Here is a 12,996-nt window from a genome sequence, read left to right on the forward strand (position 1 = left end):
GCGTTACCGGACGGGTTCGGGCGTTGCCGTCTCGACGGCCAGGTTCGTGGACCGCGCGACCAGCCGTGACCGGGACTTCTGCAGCCGCAGCGACACCGTCACCGCCGCTATCGCCACCGCCGCCATCGCCGCGCCCGCCCACGCCGTGGAGGCGAACCCGAAACCGGCACTGATCACCAGACCGCCCAGCCAGGGACCGCCCGCGTTGCCCAGATTGAACGCGGCCGTGGTGGTCGCGCCTGCCAGGGTCGGGGCGGCGCCGGCGACGTTGAACATCCGGGCGTTCAGGGCGGGGGCCGTGTAGAAGGCCGAAGTGCCGAGCAGGAAGGAAAGGATCACCGTGGCCACCGGGCTGTGCGCCAGCAGCGCCAGGGCGACCAGGAAGACGGCCGACGCGGCGATGCCGGTGAGCAGCACACCGAAGAGATGCGCGTCGGCGACCCGGCCGCCGATGGTGGTGCCCACCAGCGCGCCGGCGCCGAACAGGGCCAGCACCGCCGGGACCCAGCCGGCGCTCAGGCCCGCCACGTCGGTGAGCAGCGGCGCGAGATAGCTGAAGGCGCAGAAGACCGCGCCGGCGGCGAGCGCGGTGATGACGACGGAGAGCCAGACCTGACGGTCCCGGTAGATGGCCAGCTCGCTGCGAAGCCGCGGCTTCACGGCGGGCAGCGGAATGCGTGGGATCAGCGTCGCCACCCCCACCAGGGCGATCGCGGATGCCGCGCCCACCGACCAGAACGCCGAGCGCCAGCCGAGGTTCTCGCCGAGGAAGGCGCCCGCCGGCACGCCGAGAACGTTGGCTATCGACAGGCCGCCGATCATGACGGCCATCGCGCGGGCCCGGGCGTTCACCGGCACCATCGCGATGGCCACCGCCGCTCCGACCGCCCAGAAGCCCGCGCAGGCGAAGGCGGAGACGACGCGGGACGCGAACAGCAGCGGATAGTCGGGGGCCAGCGCACCGGCCACCTGGCCGAGGCCGAAGACGGTGATGAGGGCGATCAGTGTGGTGCGCCGGGGGAGCCGCAGTGTCGCCACCGCGAGCAGCGGGGCGCCCACCACCATGCCGATCGCGAAGGCCGAGATCAGCAGCCCCGCTCGCGGGATGGACACGTTCATGTCGTCGGCGATGTCGGGCAGCAGCCCGGACAGCATGAACTCGCTGGTGCCGAGCGCGAAGACCGCGAGCCCCAGGATGTGGACGGCGAGTGGCATGCGGACGCGTTCGGCAGGGGCAGGCATGACGGAGCAAACACCGCGAGGGGATGTGACATTCCCGCGCGGGCGAGTGGTGGTCGCTCACGCTGTGCATGCGACGGGACAGTTCGGGGAGGAGAACTGTCATGACGGTGAGCACTGATGCCCAGGAGGCGGACGGCGGGCCGATGAAGGGCGCGTACGTCATGGACACCCTGCGGGGCGAGGTCGGCGAGGTGGTGGGGCAGAGCGGGCATGATCTGCGGCTGCGGCTGCCGGCGGGGGGCCGCGAATGGGACTGCCCTGCGGACGCGGTGAGGAAAGTCACCGCGCGTGAGCATCTTGCCGCGCGGACGGCCCTGGCCAACGCGCGCAGCCGCGGAGACGTCTGCCGCTGAGCGGCGCGGTCCGGGGCCGCCGGATCAGACGGTCAGCAGCGCCAGCTCGGTTGCCAGGTTCCGGCGCGCGGGTTCCTCCCACTCGGCTTGCCCATGAGGCGTGCGGAACAGCTCAGGCAGCCCGAGCAGTTGGCGCAGCACGGCGGCCCGCCCCGCACGGAAGGCCTCGTCGGGGACGAACGAGTACTCCGCGCGCACCGCGGCGGCGTAGGCGGCGTATGCCGCGGAGCTGCCGGCCAGCACGGCCAGATCCGCGTCGCAGAGCACCTCACCGTTGGAGTCACCGGACTGTGGGTCATGGCTGACGGTCAGCTCGACCAGCCGGACAACCTCGTCCGTACGGGCGGCGGACACCCCCGCTTCGGTGAGCGCCCGCCCGGCGAGCTGGGCGCTGCGTGCCTCGTTCTCCGAGCGGTCGGGACGGTAGACGGCGTCGTGGAACCAGGCCGCGAGCCGTACCGCAGCCGGGTCGGCGGCATGGCCGGCAAGGGTGTCGATGTGGTCGAGGACCGCGGTGAGGTGGGCTGTGGTGTGGTAGCGGCGCTGCGGCTCGGCCCAGCGGGCCAGGAGGTTCTCGGCGTAGGGGGCAGGGTCGGGCGCCGTGGCTCCTTCGCGGGCCGCGACCAGGGTGTGGTGCCAGCGGGTGGTGAGATCTTCGGGCATGCGGACCATTGTGCGTCCCGCGCTCGCGGCGTACCGAATGGGATCTCTCCGGGTGGACAGTGCAAGCTGCGCTGACAGGAGTTCGGGCCGTAGGCTGTCCATTGGACTAGACCTATAGCCCTCAAAGATAGGGATCTGATGAGCAACCGTGCACTTCTGGAGGTGATCGCCCTCTCGGCCGAGGACGCCGTCGCCGCCCAGGCCGGAGGGGCCGACCGCCTTGAGCTGGTCACCGATATGGCGGCCGACGGTCTGACGCCACCCCCTGAGACGTTCGCCGCGATCCGCGCGGCCGTCGACATCCCGCTGCGCGTGATGCTGCGTCAGGCGCAAGGGTTCGCTGCCGGGGACATCGGGGCGCTTGTCGCGTCCGCGCGGGCGCTGCGAGCCGAGGGGGCGGAGGAGTTCGTCCTGGGTTTCCTGGACGCGGACGGCAATCCCGACCTGGTCGCGGTGGAGCGGATCCTCGCCGAGATCGACGGCTGCCGGTGGACGTTCCACCGGGCAGTCGACCGGGCCGCCGACCGTGACGCACTCCGCAAGGAACTGGCCGACCTGCCCGGCCTCGACACCTATCTCACAGCGGGTGCGGCCTCCGGGGTGCCGGACGGGCTGCCCACCCTGGAGGCCGAGGCGGCGCGGGCCGGTCAACCCGGGTACGAGGCGCGGATCCTGGTGGGCGGCGGGCTGCGGCTCGAACATCTGCCGCGGCTGGTCGCGGCCGGGATCGACGCGCTGCACATCGGGGGAGCGGCCCGGCCGCTGGGCTGGGAAGGGGCGGTCGACGAGGGTGCGGTCAGGCAGTGGCGGTCGGCGCTGGACGGCTGAGGTCCGCGCCGCCCGGGCCGCGCTCATCCGCGGCCCGAGCGGGCCGCGTCAGGCGAGCTGTCCGGGCAGCGGCGCCCGGTGCGTGACGATCAGGCCCGACACGGCCCGGGTGAGCGCGACATACAGCCGGCGCAGCCCGGTCCTCTCGTCGGGCTCGCCGTCGACCACGGCGGCCGGTTCGTCCAGCACCACGTAGTCGTACTCCAGACCCTTTGCCAGCGAGGCGGGAACCAGAGTCAGCCTGGATTCCGCGCTCGTCTCCTCGCCGGGGTCGAGGTACGCCATCCCGGCCGCGGCGAGCGCCTGCGCCAGTGCGGGAATCCGGGCGTCGGCCGCGATCAGGCCCGTCGAACCCTCGTGGCGCAGCGAGTCCCGGCAGGCGGCTACCGCTGCCTCGTCCGGGTCGTCCGTCGCACGGATGTCCAGCGAGCCCGGGTTCTCCCGTACGGACGACACCGGCGCGAGCCCCGGCGACATGTGCGGCAGCAGCCGGGACGCATAGGCGATGACCTCGCGCGGCACCCGGAAGCCCGCCGTCAACTCCTCGACCAGCGCGTCACCCTTGCCCAGATGGTGCAGTGCCTCGTCCCAGCTCGACGTGGCCCACGGGGTGGTGCCCTGCGCCAGATCGCCGAGCACGGTTGCCGATCCGGTGCTGCATCGGCGGCCGACCGCGCGGTACTGCATGGGGGAGAGGTCCTGGGCCTCGTCGAGCACCACATGGCCGAGCGAGTGCGTACGGGCGACCAGGTCGCCGGCCTCATCGATCAGCACCGCGTCCGCCAGTGACCAGTTGGCGGACTTCACCGAGCGGGCCGGCCGGTCCCGGAGAATCGTCTTCTGCTCCTCCGCGTCGAGGATCCCCTCGGCGTGGACGGCCAGGAATTCCGCGTCGCAGAGCAGCCGCAGCACCAGCTTCGCCGGATCGACCGCCGGCCAGGTCGCCTTGACCACGGCCTTCACCGCCGGGTTGCGGGCGACCGCGTCCTGCACCCGGTCGTCGGGCGCCTCGCCCGCCTGCTCCATCCGGACCAGCACAGCATGTGCGATGCGCTGCGGCAGCGCATCGTGGGCGGCGCCGTAGCGGATGTCCCGGTCCAGCAACTCACTTACGATCTCCGCGAGTTCATAGGCCGGGATGCGCCAGCGGCGCGAACCCCGCACGACCACGGCCGGCTCGTCCGGCAGGGTCACATGCGAACGCAGCGCCCGGCGAAGCACCTCCGCCATCCTGGCATCGCCCTTGACCACCGCGGCGGCAGCCGTGTCCGTGCCGCTGATCTCGACCCCCGCCACCAGGTCGTCGACCGTCGCCTGTTTGACCTCGAGCTCGCCCAGCGCGGGCAGCACCTGCTCGATGTAGTGCAGGAAGGACTTGTTCGGCCCGATGACCAGGGTGCCGGTGCGGGCCAGCCGGTCGCGGTGTGCGTACAGCAGGTACGCGACCCGGTGCAGTCCGACAGCGGTCTTCCCGGTGCCGGGCCCGCCCTGCACACAGACGGACCCACCGAGCCCCGACCGGACGATCTCGTCCTGTTCCGGCTGGATCGTCGCCACGATGTCCCGCATCGGACCGACACGAGGCCGTTCGATCTCCGCCTGGAGCAGCTTGCTCGTCCGGGTGGTCTCCTGCGGGTCGGTGAGGTGTTCGTCCTCGTACGCGGTGAGTTCGCCCGCGGTGTATCCGAATCTGCGCCGCAACCCCACATCCAGCGGGTTCTTGGCCGATGCCTGGTAGAAGGGCTGCGAGACCGGGGCACGCCAGTCGATGACCATCGGGTCGCCGTCACCGTCGTGCACATGCCGCCGTCCGATGTAGAAGCGCTCGCCCTCGGCCCCTTCGGCGAGATCGGCGCCCGGAGCATGGAGATAGTCCAGCCGTCCGAAGAACAGCGGGGTGTGCGAGAGGTCGGCGAGCGCCTTGATGCGATCGGCGATCTGCGCCTCGAGGACGGCCGCGTTGACCCAGTTCGCGGTGACATCCCGGATGTCGAGCCCCTCGACGTCCTCCCGCATGGCGCGCAGGGCCCCTCTGGACGCGGCGAGATGGGCGCGTTCGCGGGCGAGGGGGTCGCCGGTTTCACGGGGGATGTCCTGCGAAGCGTGCGTGGGCACGGTATGGCCTCCGGGCGGGTACGGCTGATCACGGCGTGACAGCCGCCGGTTTCCGTCCGGGCGGCGGCGCTCCCGGGGGGAGGCGGGGGAAGAGGCGAGTGTAGTGCCGCGGACGGGTCGGGGCGAACGGTTTTCCCGTCCCGGCCCGCCCCGCCCGTGCGTCCGTGCGTCCGTCCGCACCCTCCCCCCCCGTAGGGGGTCGCATGGGTCCTGAGACGTACGCGGCAACCGGCATGTTCCGACTCCGGCCCGACGCGTACCGCATGGCCGAAAACCATCATGGAGACATGAACACAGCAACCACAGCCCTCCGCGCGGTCAAGGCCTTCGTCTCCGCCGCATTCAGCGTCGTCATCCTCGGTGAGCACGGAAACTGAGCCGCCCGCGTCGGGCCGGCGAGGCCGTGCCCGGCGAGGCATCCGCCGCGACGCATCCGCCGCCGGTCCTTTACTGGCTGGGCCGGCGCTTACGCGGCCTCGTCACCGGACCCCGTCAGCAGGTCGTCCGCGTCGACGATCCGGTACGCGTACCCCTGCTCCGCCAGGAACCGCTGGCGGTGCGCAGCGAAGTCCTGGTCGATGGTGTCCCGGGCGACCACCGAGTAGAAACGGGCCTCGTGCCCGTCCGCCTTGGGACGCAGCACCCGCCCGAGTCGCTGCGCCTCCTCCTGGCGTGAACCGAACGTTCCGGAGACCTGGATGGCGACCGTCGCCTCCGGCAGGTCGATGGAGAAGTTCGCGACCTTGGAGACGACGAGCACGCTGATCTCGCCCTCCCGGAACGCCCCGAAGAGTTTCTCGCGCTGTGCGTTCGAGGTCTCGCCCTTGATGACCGGCGCGTCCAGATGCTCGCCCAGCTCGTCCAGCTGGTCGATGTACTGCCCGATGACCAGCGTCTGCTCGCCCGCATGCTTACGGACCAGGGCCTCGGTGACCTTCCGCTTGGTGGCGGTGGTCGCGCAGAAGCGGTACTTCTCCTCCGCCTCGGCCGTGGCGTAGGCGAGCCGCTCCGAGTCGGTCAGATTGACCCGGACCTCCACACAGTCGGCGGGCGCGATGTAGCCCTGCGCCTCGATCTCCTTCCACGGTGCGTCGAACCGCTTGGGGCCGATCAGCGAGAACACATCGGACTCACGGCCGTCCTCACGGACCAGCGTCGCGGTCAGACCGAGCCGGCGGCGCGCCTGCAGGTCCGCGGTGAACTTGAAGACCGGAGCGGGCAGCAGGTGCACCTCGTCGTAGACGACCAGGCCCCAGTCACGGGAATCGAAGAGCTCCAGATGCGGGTAGACGCCCTTCCTGCGGGTGGTCAGCACCTGGTAGGTCGCGATGGTGACGGGGCGGATCTCCTTCTTCGTGCCGCTGTACTCGCCGATCTCCTCCTCGGTGAGGGAGGTCCGCTTGATCAGCTCGTGCTTCCACTGGCGCGCCGAGACGGTGTTGGTGACCAGGATCAGCGTTGTCGCCTTGGCCTCGGCCATCGCTCCGGCCCCGACAAGCGTCTTTCCCGCACCGCAGGGCAGTACGACCACGCCGGAGCCGCCGTGCCAGAAGTTCTCGACGGCCTGCCGCTGGTAGGGGCGCAGGGCCCAGCCGTCCTCGGCCAGGTCGATCGGGTGCGCCTCGCCGTCGACGTACCCCGCGAGGTCCTCGGCGGGCCAGCCCAGCTTGAGCAGCGTCTGCTTGATCTGGCCGCGCTCGGAGGGGTGCACGGCGACCGTGTCCGGATCGAGACGGGTGCCCACCAGCGGGGCGATCTTCTTCGAGCGGAGGATCTCCTCCAGGACCGGGCGGTCGGTCGAGGTGAGTACCAGACCGTGCACCGGGTGCTTGGAGAGGGTGAGACGCCCGTAGCGGGCCATCGTCTCGGCGACGTCCACCAGGAGCGCGTGCGGCACGGGGTACCGGGAGAACTCGACCAGCGCGTCCACCACCTGCTCGGCGTCGTGGCCCGCAGCACGGGCGTTCCACAGGCCGAGCGGGGTCAGCCGGTAGGTATGGATGTGCTCCGGCGCGCGCTCCAGTTCGGCGAACGGCGCGATGGCACGCCGGCAGGCGTCCGCCTGGTCGTGGTCCACCTCGAGGAGGAGCGTCTTGTCACTCTGGACGATGAGCGGTCCGTTCACGCCATGTGTCCCTTCACGTCACGCCTTGCGGCAGGCCATTTCCTTGCGGCCAAACCACCAGTGTCGCGCATTCGGCCGGGGGTACACGCTGCCCATGGAAACCGAACCGCGGCTGCAGCGCCGCACCTGGGCCTCGACGGTGATGCGCACCCTGGTTCTGCTGGTGGGGTTCGTGTGCATGGTGGGCTTCGCCGTGGCACTGGCGAAGGTGACGCTCCAGCCGTCGGCGGCTTCGGTGGATCTCACCCACACCAATCTTCGCCCCGGCGATTCGATCCGGACCTATCTCGACCAGCCAGCGTTCCGTGACACGGTCAAGCAGATCGGCGGCAACCTGCTGCTCGGGGTGCCTTTCGGGGTGCTGCTCCCGGTGCTGATCCCCAAAGCCAGGGGACTGCTGCGGGTGGTGCTGGTCACCGCCTTCGTGATGCTGATGGTGGAGGCGGCGCAGGGCGCGCTGGTCGAGGGGCGCGCCTTCGACGTCGACGACGTGATCCTCAATACGACCGGCGCGCTGATCGGATATCTGCTGCTGGGGCGTCGTCTCGGGCGGGCGCTGCACCCGCGCCGGCGCCACTGGTGGCAGCGGTCCTCCCGGGCCGACAGGCACCCGGCGGAGCGCGAGCCCGCACCGGAATCCCGGTCCGGCGGGTCCGGGTCCGGGAAGAAGGCCGGGCCGGTGGCGCAGGCCGCGTTCTCCGACCGGCTCAGGGCGATGTTCCGTCCCGCGGCCGGGGAGCGGTCGGCGGCCACCAGGAAGCCTGCCGGCACGAAGAAGCCTGCCGGGAAGAAGCCGGCCGCAACGAAGAAGCCGGCCGCAACGAAGAAGTCCTCGGCCGGGAAGCCGGCCGCCAGGAGTACCAGGGCCACGATTCCGGCCGCCAGGAAGGCGGGCGGGAAGCGGACTGTGGCCGCCGGAAAACCGGCGGCCGGTCCCTGGTGGCAGTCGTTCAGGTCTGGTCGTCGGTGAGCTCGGCGACTCCGGTGATGCGGTGCAGTGGATAGGTGCGGACGTCGTCGGCCGTGTGGTCGTAGGCCGTGACGAAACCGCCCTCCACCCGGACCGGCGCGATCACGCGCCTGCTGGCCGCGCCGTCAGCGCTGACGTAACCGATCCACAGGGCCGCGCCGGTCATCGCCGCGGCCTGGACCGTGGCGAGGGTCTCCGCCGAGGGGGTGCGGGGCAGGTCGCCGTACTCGGGTACCGGTTTGTGGATCACGGTGGCGGCCGTGTCACCGGCCCTGATCGCGCGCAGCGCCGCAGCGAGCAGCGTGTCGTCGGGTGCCGGCGGGCCTTCGGGGACCGGTGCGGGTGCGGTGCGCGGCGCGGTGCGGTAGGCGTCGGCGCGGGTGATCAGCACATCGCCTTCGGCGGATTCCGCTGCCGGGGCGAAGCCCATCGCGCGCAGCCCTTCGAGGAGTTCGGACGGATCGGCCTGCGCGGCCAGCACGGTGGGCGCGAGGCGGCGCAGCCGCAGCGACTGTGACCGGGTGTCGGCCAGGATCTCGGTCAGCACCGCGTCGTCGTCGCAGCGCACGTAGGAGGAGGCGGCACCGACCCGCAGATGGCCGTGCTTCCTGGCGACGTCGTCGATGAGATAGCTCAGCGGCTGCGGTACCGGCGTACGGCTGTGAGCGGCCAGGAAGGCATGCAGGTCGGACGCGGACTGCCCGGCGTCCAGGGCGCGCCGTACCGACCCCGCCGTGAAGCGGTAGACGGTGGCACCGCCCTTGGACTCGATGTCCGCGGCGACCCCCAGCAGCTCGGCGAGCGGGCGTTCGAGGGGGCCGGGTGCGACGGCGGTCAGATCGGCCTGGAGGAGCACATGGTCGAGCGGTACGGGCAGGAGCCGGGCCAGCGCGTCGGCGGCCAGGGTACGGGCCGTGGCGAGCGCGGCGGCGGTCGGCGCGGGCAGTGCCCGGTCGGGCGCCGCCTCGCCCAGCAGGGCCCTGCCGTGGGCGGAGAGGGCGCCGCGGCCGGTGATGCCGAGGAGTTCGGTCTCGTTCATCGTCCACTGGGCGATACGTGAGCGGAGGTCGCCCACCGCCGTCGCGCCGTGCGCGTACCGTGCAGCCGCGAGGTCCGCGGCCGGGCTCTGCGTGGGGCCGCGGCCCGCTGTGGTGCCGCGTACCGGTCGCTCCCAGCGCAGCCGGGCCAGCAGCGATTCCGGTTCGGGGGCGGTGCCGGGCGGCAGGGTGGACATCAGGGCGAGGACCCTGCGGCGCACCTCGGGGGCGGCCGAGCGGTCCAGATCGGGGCCGAGTGTCGACAGGGCGCGGCCCTTGGCGTCGAGACCGCCGATCAGGCCGGGTGTCCGGGTGGCGGTGAGCCAGGCGGTGGCCAGCTGGGCCCAGCGGTCCTGGGCGGGGGACTCCAGCCAGACGTCGTACGCCGGGGTGGCGGCGAAGCGTTCGTCGGCCTCCCCGTCGGCGGCCAGCAGGCCTGCCGCATAGGCGAGTTCGATCCAGAAAGAGGCCAGCTGCTCGGTGGTGTCGAGTGCTGTCGCGGTGCGCTTGAGGTCGCGGACGCTGAGACCGCCCGAGCGCAGCACGGTGGGGCCGCCCTCGTTCCAGTCCTTGAAGAGTTCCTCGACGGTGTCGAGCGCGGTGAAGGCCTGCCCGGCCGCTGCCGCGTCCACAGCCTGTGGACCGTAGTCCCGGGCGGGAGCGACGGCCGGCGGTCGCGGTTCGGTGCTCCGGTGGGCGCGTCCGGCCCGCAGGTGCAGGGCTGCCTCCCGGGGCAGCACGACGGTCTGTGCGCTGGCGGGCAGCAGCAGGCCGTGATCGCGCAGCCAGCGCACCGGGCGGGCCGGGTCGGCGGCGCCCGCGCCGGGGGCCGCCGATGTCACCGTGCCGTACGGCGGACCCCAGACCAGCCTGCTCAGTACGTTCAGCGAATCGACGGGCGCCTGGTCCAGCAGCTCCGACATGCGCTGCCGGTCGGTGAAGAGCGCGGTCAGAGCGGCGACGGCGGACACCGAGTCATGAGTGCCCGGCAGGCCCACCGCGGCCACGATCTCCTGCACTCGGCCGGGCGACATCCCTGTGGCAGCCTCGGCCACCGTCGGTCCGAGACCGGTCGGTGAGGGATGCGTGGAGGAGGGGGCGAGCAGTTCGCGGGCGGTGCGGACCAGTCGCAGCCGGTCGTCATCACCCCAGATCAGCGCCTGTTCGTGCAGGACCCCGACGGCGCCGGGCAGTTCGGCCTCCACCACCGGGTCGCACTCGTCACCGCCCATCAGCGCGAGGAGCGTTGCGTAGGGGGCCGGGTCCGGCGCGACGGCCAGCGCCTCCGCGGTCTGGAGGGTGAACCGGTCCAGGTGTTCCAGCGCCCTGACCACCGAAGCGCGCGTTCCTGCCCGGGTCGCGAGCGCGCCGATATCGCCGGGTACCGGCGTGAGCAGATCGGGCCGTGCCCTCAGCAGCCCCGTGAGGGACGCGTCGTCACGAAGCCGCAAGGCCTCGGCGAGGGTGCGCGGTGGCGTGCTGCGTGTTCGTTCCGGCACGTGCGCCTCCCATAGAACTGACCGTTCCCATCCGGCCCACGTTACTGAGATTTACCGGGGGATGGCGCACTGCCCCACCCCGGCCCACCGACTTCGGCCCCTACGGCGGGTGAGAACCGCTGTGCGGGGGCGGGGGCGCTACCGTCGGAGCAGGCGGCGTGAAGGGGAGCGACTTTCGTGGGGATCGAGAGCGATCAACTCGTCTACGACTATCTGAGCAGGGTCGGTGACCTGGCCCAGCGCCAGCTGTCCTCCGGCGATCGGATGCGGCTGGTCTCCGCGCTGCGCGGTGAGATCGACCGGCAGCGGGCCGGGGCCGGGGGTGCCGAAACGGCCGATGTACTCCGGATCCTGGGCCGGCTGGGCACGCCCGCGGAGCAGGTGGCCGCGGCGGCGGGCGGTCCGATGCCGGGCGCGTCACCCGTGCCCGAGCCGGCTGAGGTGCGTGGCGAGCGGGCCCGCGGCGCCGGGAAGCGCGAAACCGGTGACCAGGACGTGGCGGAGCGTGGCGTCCGGGAGAGGACCCGCCGGATTCCCCGCCCGCTGCGCGGCGAGAAGGCCGCCCCGCAGCCCCGGTCCACGGCGGCACGGCCACCGCATCTGGCCGGGGAGGACGAGCTCGGCCCCTCGGGCGACCGGCCCGACTGGTGGCGTATCGAGTCGGGTCCCTTCGGCCCCGGCGACTCGGTGCCCGGCTTCACCGGGGGCGTGGAGATCCCCGAGATACTGCGGCCGCCGGACCGGGAGACGGAGGACGCCGGGGTCGAGGCGGAGCCCGACGAGGAGACCGAAGAGGAACCAGGACCGCGCAGGCGGTTCGCACTGCGGCGGCGGCTGCCCGCTGCCGTGGAGGATGTGCCCGCGCGCCGTGCCTTCTCCAGCCCGTACCTGCTGTTCGCCGCGGCCGTGCTGGTGGCCGGTGTGGTTCTGGGGAACCTGCTGGTGCTGGGCGTCGGCTGGCTTCTCGCGTACGCCTCGCGGCGGCTCAGCCGGGCCGAGGCGAAGTGGGCGGTGCTCGGACTGCCCGGGCTGGCCGCCGTCGGCGGACTGGTCTGGCTGTGGGGGCGGTCGAGCGGCCGCTGGGGCACGCCGATCCCGGCGCACGGCATGGCCGATGCGCTCACCGGGGTGTGGCCGGTCGTGCTGCGGGTGGCGGCCGGCGCTTCGGCGCTCTATCTGGTCTGGCGGGCACGGAGGCCCGTGGCCTGAGGCCGGGGACAGCGGCCGGACCGGGCGCCCGGCGGCGGTGGGGAGAGGATGGGAGGCATGCCTTCTCATCTGCCGCTCCGACCGCTGACCGTCGGCTTCGACCTCGACATGACCCTGATCGACTCACGGCCCGGCATCAAGGCCGCCTACCAGGCCCTTTCCGCCGAGACCGATACGTACATCGACACCGATCTCGCGGTCACCCGGCTCGGCCCGCCGCTCGAACTCGAGCTGGCGCAGTGGTTCCCGGAGGAGCTGATTCCGGCCATGGTCGAGCGCTACCGTGAGATCTACCCCACATACGCGATCGAGCCGACCACGGCGATGGCCGGTGCGGCCGAGGCGGTGGCGGCTGTCCAGCGGCTGGGCGGCCGGGCCATCGTGGTGACGGCCAAACACGAGCCGAACGCCAAGCTGCATCTCGCCCATCTGGGTATCGAGCCGGACGCCGTGATCGGCTGGCTCTGGGCGGAGGCCAAGGCGGAGGCGCTCAGCGAACACAACGCGTCGGTGTACGTGGGCGACCACATCGGGGACGTCCGCGGCGCCCGTACGGCGGGCGCGCTCTCCGTGGCCGTACCGACCGGCCCGATCGGCGCCGACGAGCTGCGGGCGGCGGGCGCGGAGGTCGTTCTGGCCGACCTCACGGAGTTCCCCGGCTGGCTGGAGAGCTACGTCGCCGAGGCCGACGCACGCCCCTGACGGCGCTGGGCCGCGACCGACCTCAGCACACCGGCCGCGGCCACCAGGAACCCGACGCCCATCAGCATGCACACCGCATAGGCGATCGAGGGGAACGGATCCGTCCCGAGAAACAGCGGAGCCACCGTCACCAGGGTGGCCACGGCTCCGACGAAGAAGATGATCGCGCCGACCTGAACCAGCCGGTCACCGGCACGGGCCTCGGACGATTGGGTTTCATTGCTCACCCAGTCAGGGTAGTTCCTTGCGCGGA

The 12,996-nt window shown here is 72.1% G+C and carries 11 protein-coding genes; 5 read left to right on the forward strand and 6 right to left on the reverse strand.

Annotation, left to right across the window (positions count from 1 at the left end; all coding sequences use genetic code 11):
• Positions 1-3: 3 nt before the first annotated feature.
• Positions 4-1,215, reverse strand: a complete 1,212-nt coding sequence (locus OHS16_RS17430) for a Cmx/CmrA family chloramphenicol efflux MFS transporter (protein WP_328540882.1) — start codon at positions 1,213-1,215, stop codon at positions 4-6.
• Between the two features lie 128 nt (positions 1,216-1,343).
• On the opposite strand from OHS16_RS17430, the gene OHS16_RS17435 reads away from it, so the two are divergent.
• Positions 1,344-1,595, forward strand: a complete 252-nt coding sequence (locus OHS16_RS17435; protein ID WP_328538127.1) for a hypothetical protein — start codon at positions 1,344-1,346, stop codon at positions 1,593-1,595.
• A 24-nt stretch (positions 1,596-1,619) separates the two neighbouring features.
• On the opposite strand, the gene OHS16_RS17440 is transcribed toward OHS16_RS17435, so the two are convergent.
• Complete coding sequence (locus OHS16_RS17440) at positions 1,620-2,267, reverse strand: HD domain-containing protein (protein WP_328538128.1); 648 nt, start codon at positions 2,265-2,267, stop codon at positions 1,620-1,622.
• A 129-nt stretch (positions 2,268-2,396) separates the two neighbouring features.
• Between OHS16_RS17440 and OHS16_RS17445 the strand changes: the two genes are divergently transcribed.
• On the forward strand, positions 2,397-3,086 hold the full coding sequence (locus OHS16_RS17445) for a copper homeostasis protein CutC (protein WP_328538129.1): 690 nt from the start codon (positions 2,397-2,399) through the stop codon (positions 3,084-3,086).
• Positions 3,087-3,134: 48 nt separating this feature from the next.
• Here the strand turns inward: OHS16_RS17445 and OHS16_RS17450 are convergent, their stop codons facing one another.
• Positions 3,135-5,201, reverse strand: coding sequence for a HelD family protein (locus OHS16_RS17450; protein WP_328538130.1), 2,067 nt, complete (start codon positions 5,199-5,201; stop codon positions 3,135-3,137).
• 466 nt (positions 5,202-5,667) lie between these two features.
• Complete coding sequence (locus OHS16_RS17455) at positions 5,668-7,326, reverse strand: DNA repair helicase XPB (RefSeq protein WP_328538131.1); 1,659 nt, start codon at positions 7,324-7,326, stop codon at positions 5,668-5,670.
• Positions 7,327-7,420: 94 nt separating this feature from the next.
• Here OHS16_RS17455 and OHS16_RS32140 point away from each other — a divergent pair, with 94 nt between their 5' ends.
• A complete protein-coding gene (locus OHS16_RS32140) occupies positions 7,421-8,296 on the forward strand; it encodes a VanZ family protein (protein ID WP_443042639.1) in 876 nt (291 codons plus the stop codon).
• Here the strand turns inward: OHS16_RS32140 and OHS16_RS17465 are convergent.
• Positions 8,277-10,832, reverse strand: coding sequence for a helicase C-terminal domain-containing protein (locus OHS16_RS17465; RefSeq protein WP_328538132.1), 2,556 nt, complete (start codon positions 10,830-10,832; stop codon positions 8,277-8,279). The two genes, OHS16_RS32140 and OHS16_RS17465, sit on opposite strands and share 20 nt — an antisense overlap.
• A gap of 177 nt (positions 10,833-11,009) precedes the next feature.
• On the opposite strand from OHS16_RS17465, the gene OHS16_RS17470 reads away from it, so the two are divergent.
• Positions 11,010-12,041, forward strand: coding sequence for a hypothetical protein (locus OHS16_RS17470; RefSeq protein WP_328538133.1), 1,032 nt, complete (start codon positions 11,010-11,012; stop codon positions 12,039-12,041).
• A gap of 57 nt (positions 12,042-12,098) precedes the next feature.
• Positions 12,099-12,743, forward strand: a complete 645-nt coding sequence (locus tag OHS16_RS17475; protein ID WP_328538134.1) for an HAD family hydrolase — start codon at positions 12,099-12,101, stop codon at positions 12,741-12,743.
• Here OHS16_RS17475 and OHS16_RS17480 read toward each other — a convergent pair.
• Positions 12,713-12,970 carry a hypothetical protein gene (locus OHS16_RS17480; RefSeq protein WP_328538135.1) on the reverse strand — a complete coding sequence of 86 codons (258 nt, stop codon included), beginning with the start codon at positions 12,968-12,970 and terminating at the stop codon, positions 12,713-12,715. The genes OHS16_RS17475 and OHS16_RS17480 overlap by 31 nt on opposite strands.
• Positions 12,971-12,996: the final 26 nt, after the last annotated feature.

Source organism: Streptomyces sp. NBC_00344 (assembly GCF_036088315.1).
GTDB lineage: Bacteria > Actinomycetota > Actinomycetes > Streptomycetales > Streptomycetaceae > Streptomyces.

Bases quoted from the DNA above. Each gene is read 5' to 3' on its own strand.
- OHS16_RS17435 (WP_328538127.1), top strand. From the start codon at position 1,344: ATGACGGTGAGCACTGATGCCCAGGAGGCGGACGGCGGGCCGATGAAG.
- OHS16_RS32140 (WP_443042639.1), top strand. From the start codon at position 7,421: ATGGAAACCGAACCGCGGCTGCAGCGCCGCACCTGGGCCTCGACGGTG.
- OHS16_RS17430 (WP_328540882.1), bottom strand. From the start codon at position 1,215: ATGCCACTCGCCGTCCACATCCTGGGGCTCGCGGTCTTCGCGCTCGGC.
- OHS16_RS17445 (WP_328538129.1), top strand. From the start codon at position 2,397: ATGAGCAACCGTGCACTTCTGGAGGTGATCGCCCTCTCGGCCGAGGAC.
- OHS16_RS17440 (WP_328538128.1), bottom strand. From the start codon at position 2,267: ATGGTCCGCATGCCCGAAGATCTCACCACCCGCTGGCACCACACCCTG.
- OHS16_RS17475 (WP_328538134.1), top strand. From the start codon at position 12,099: ATGCCTTCTCATCTGCCGCTCCGACCGCTGACCGTCGGCTTCGACCTC.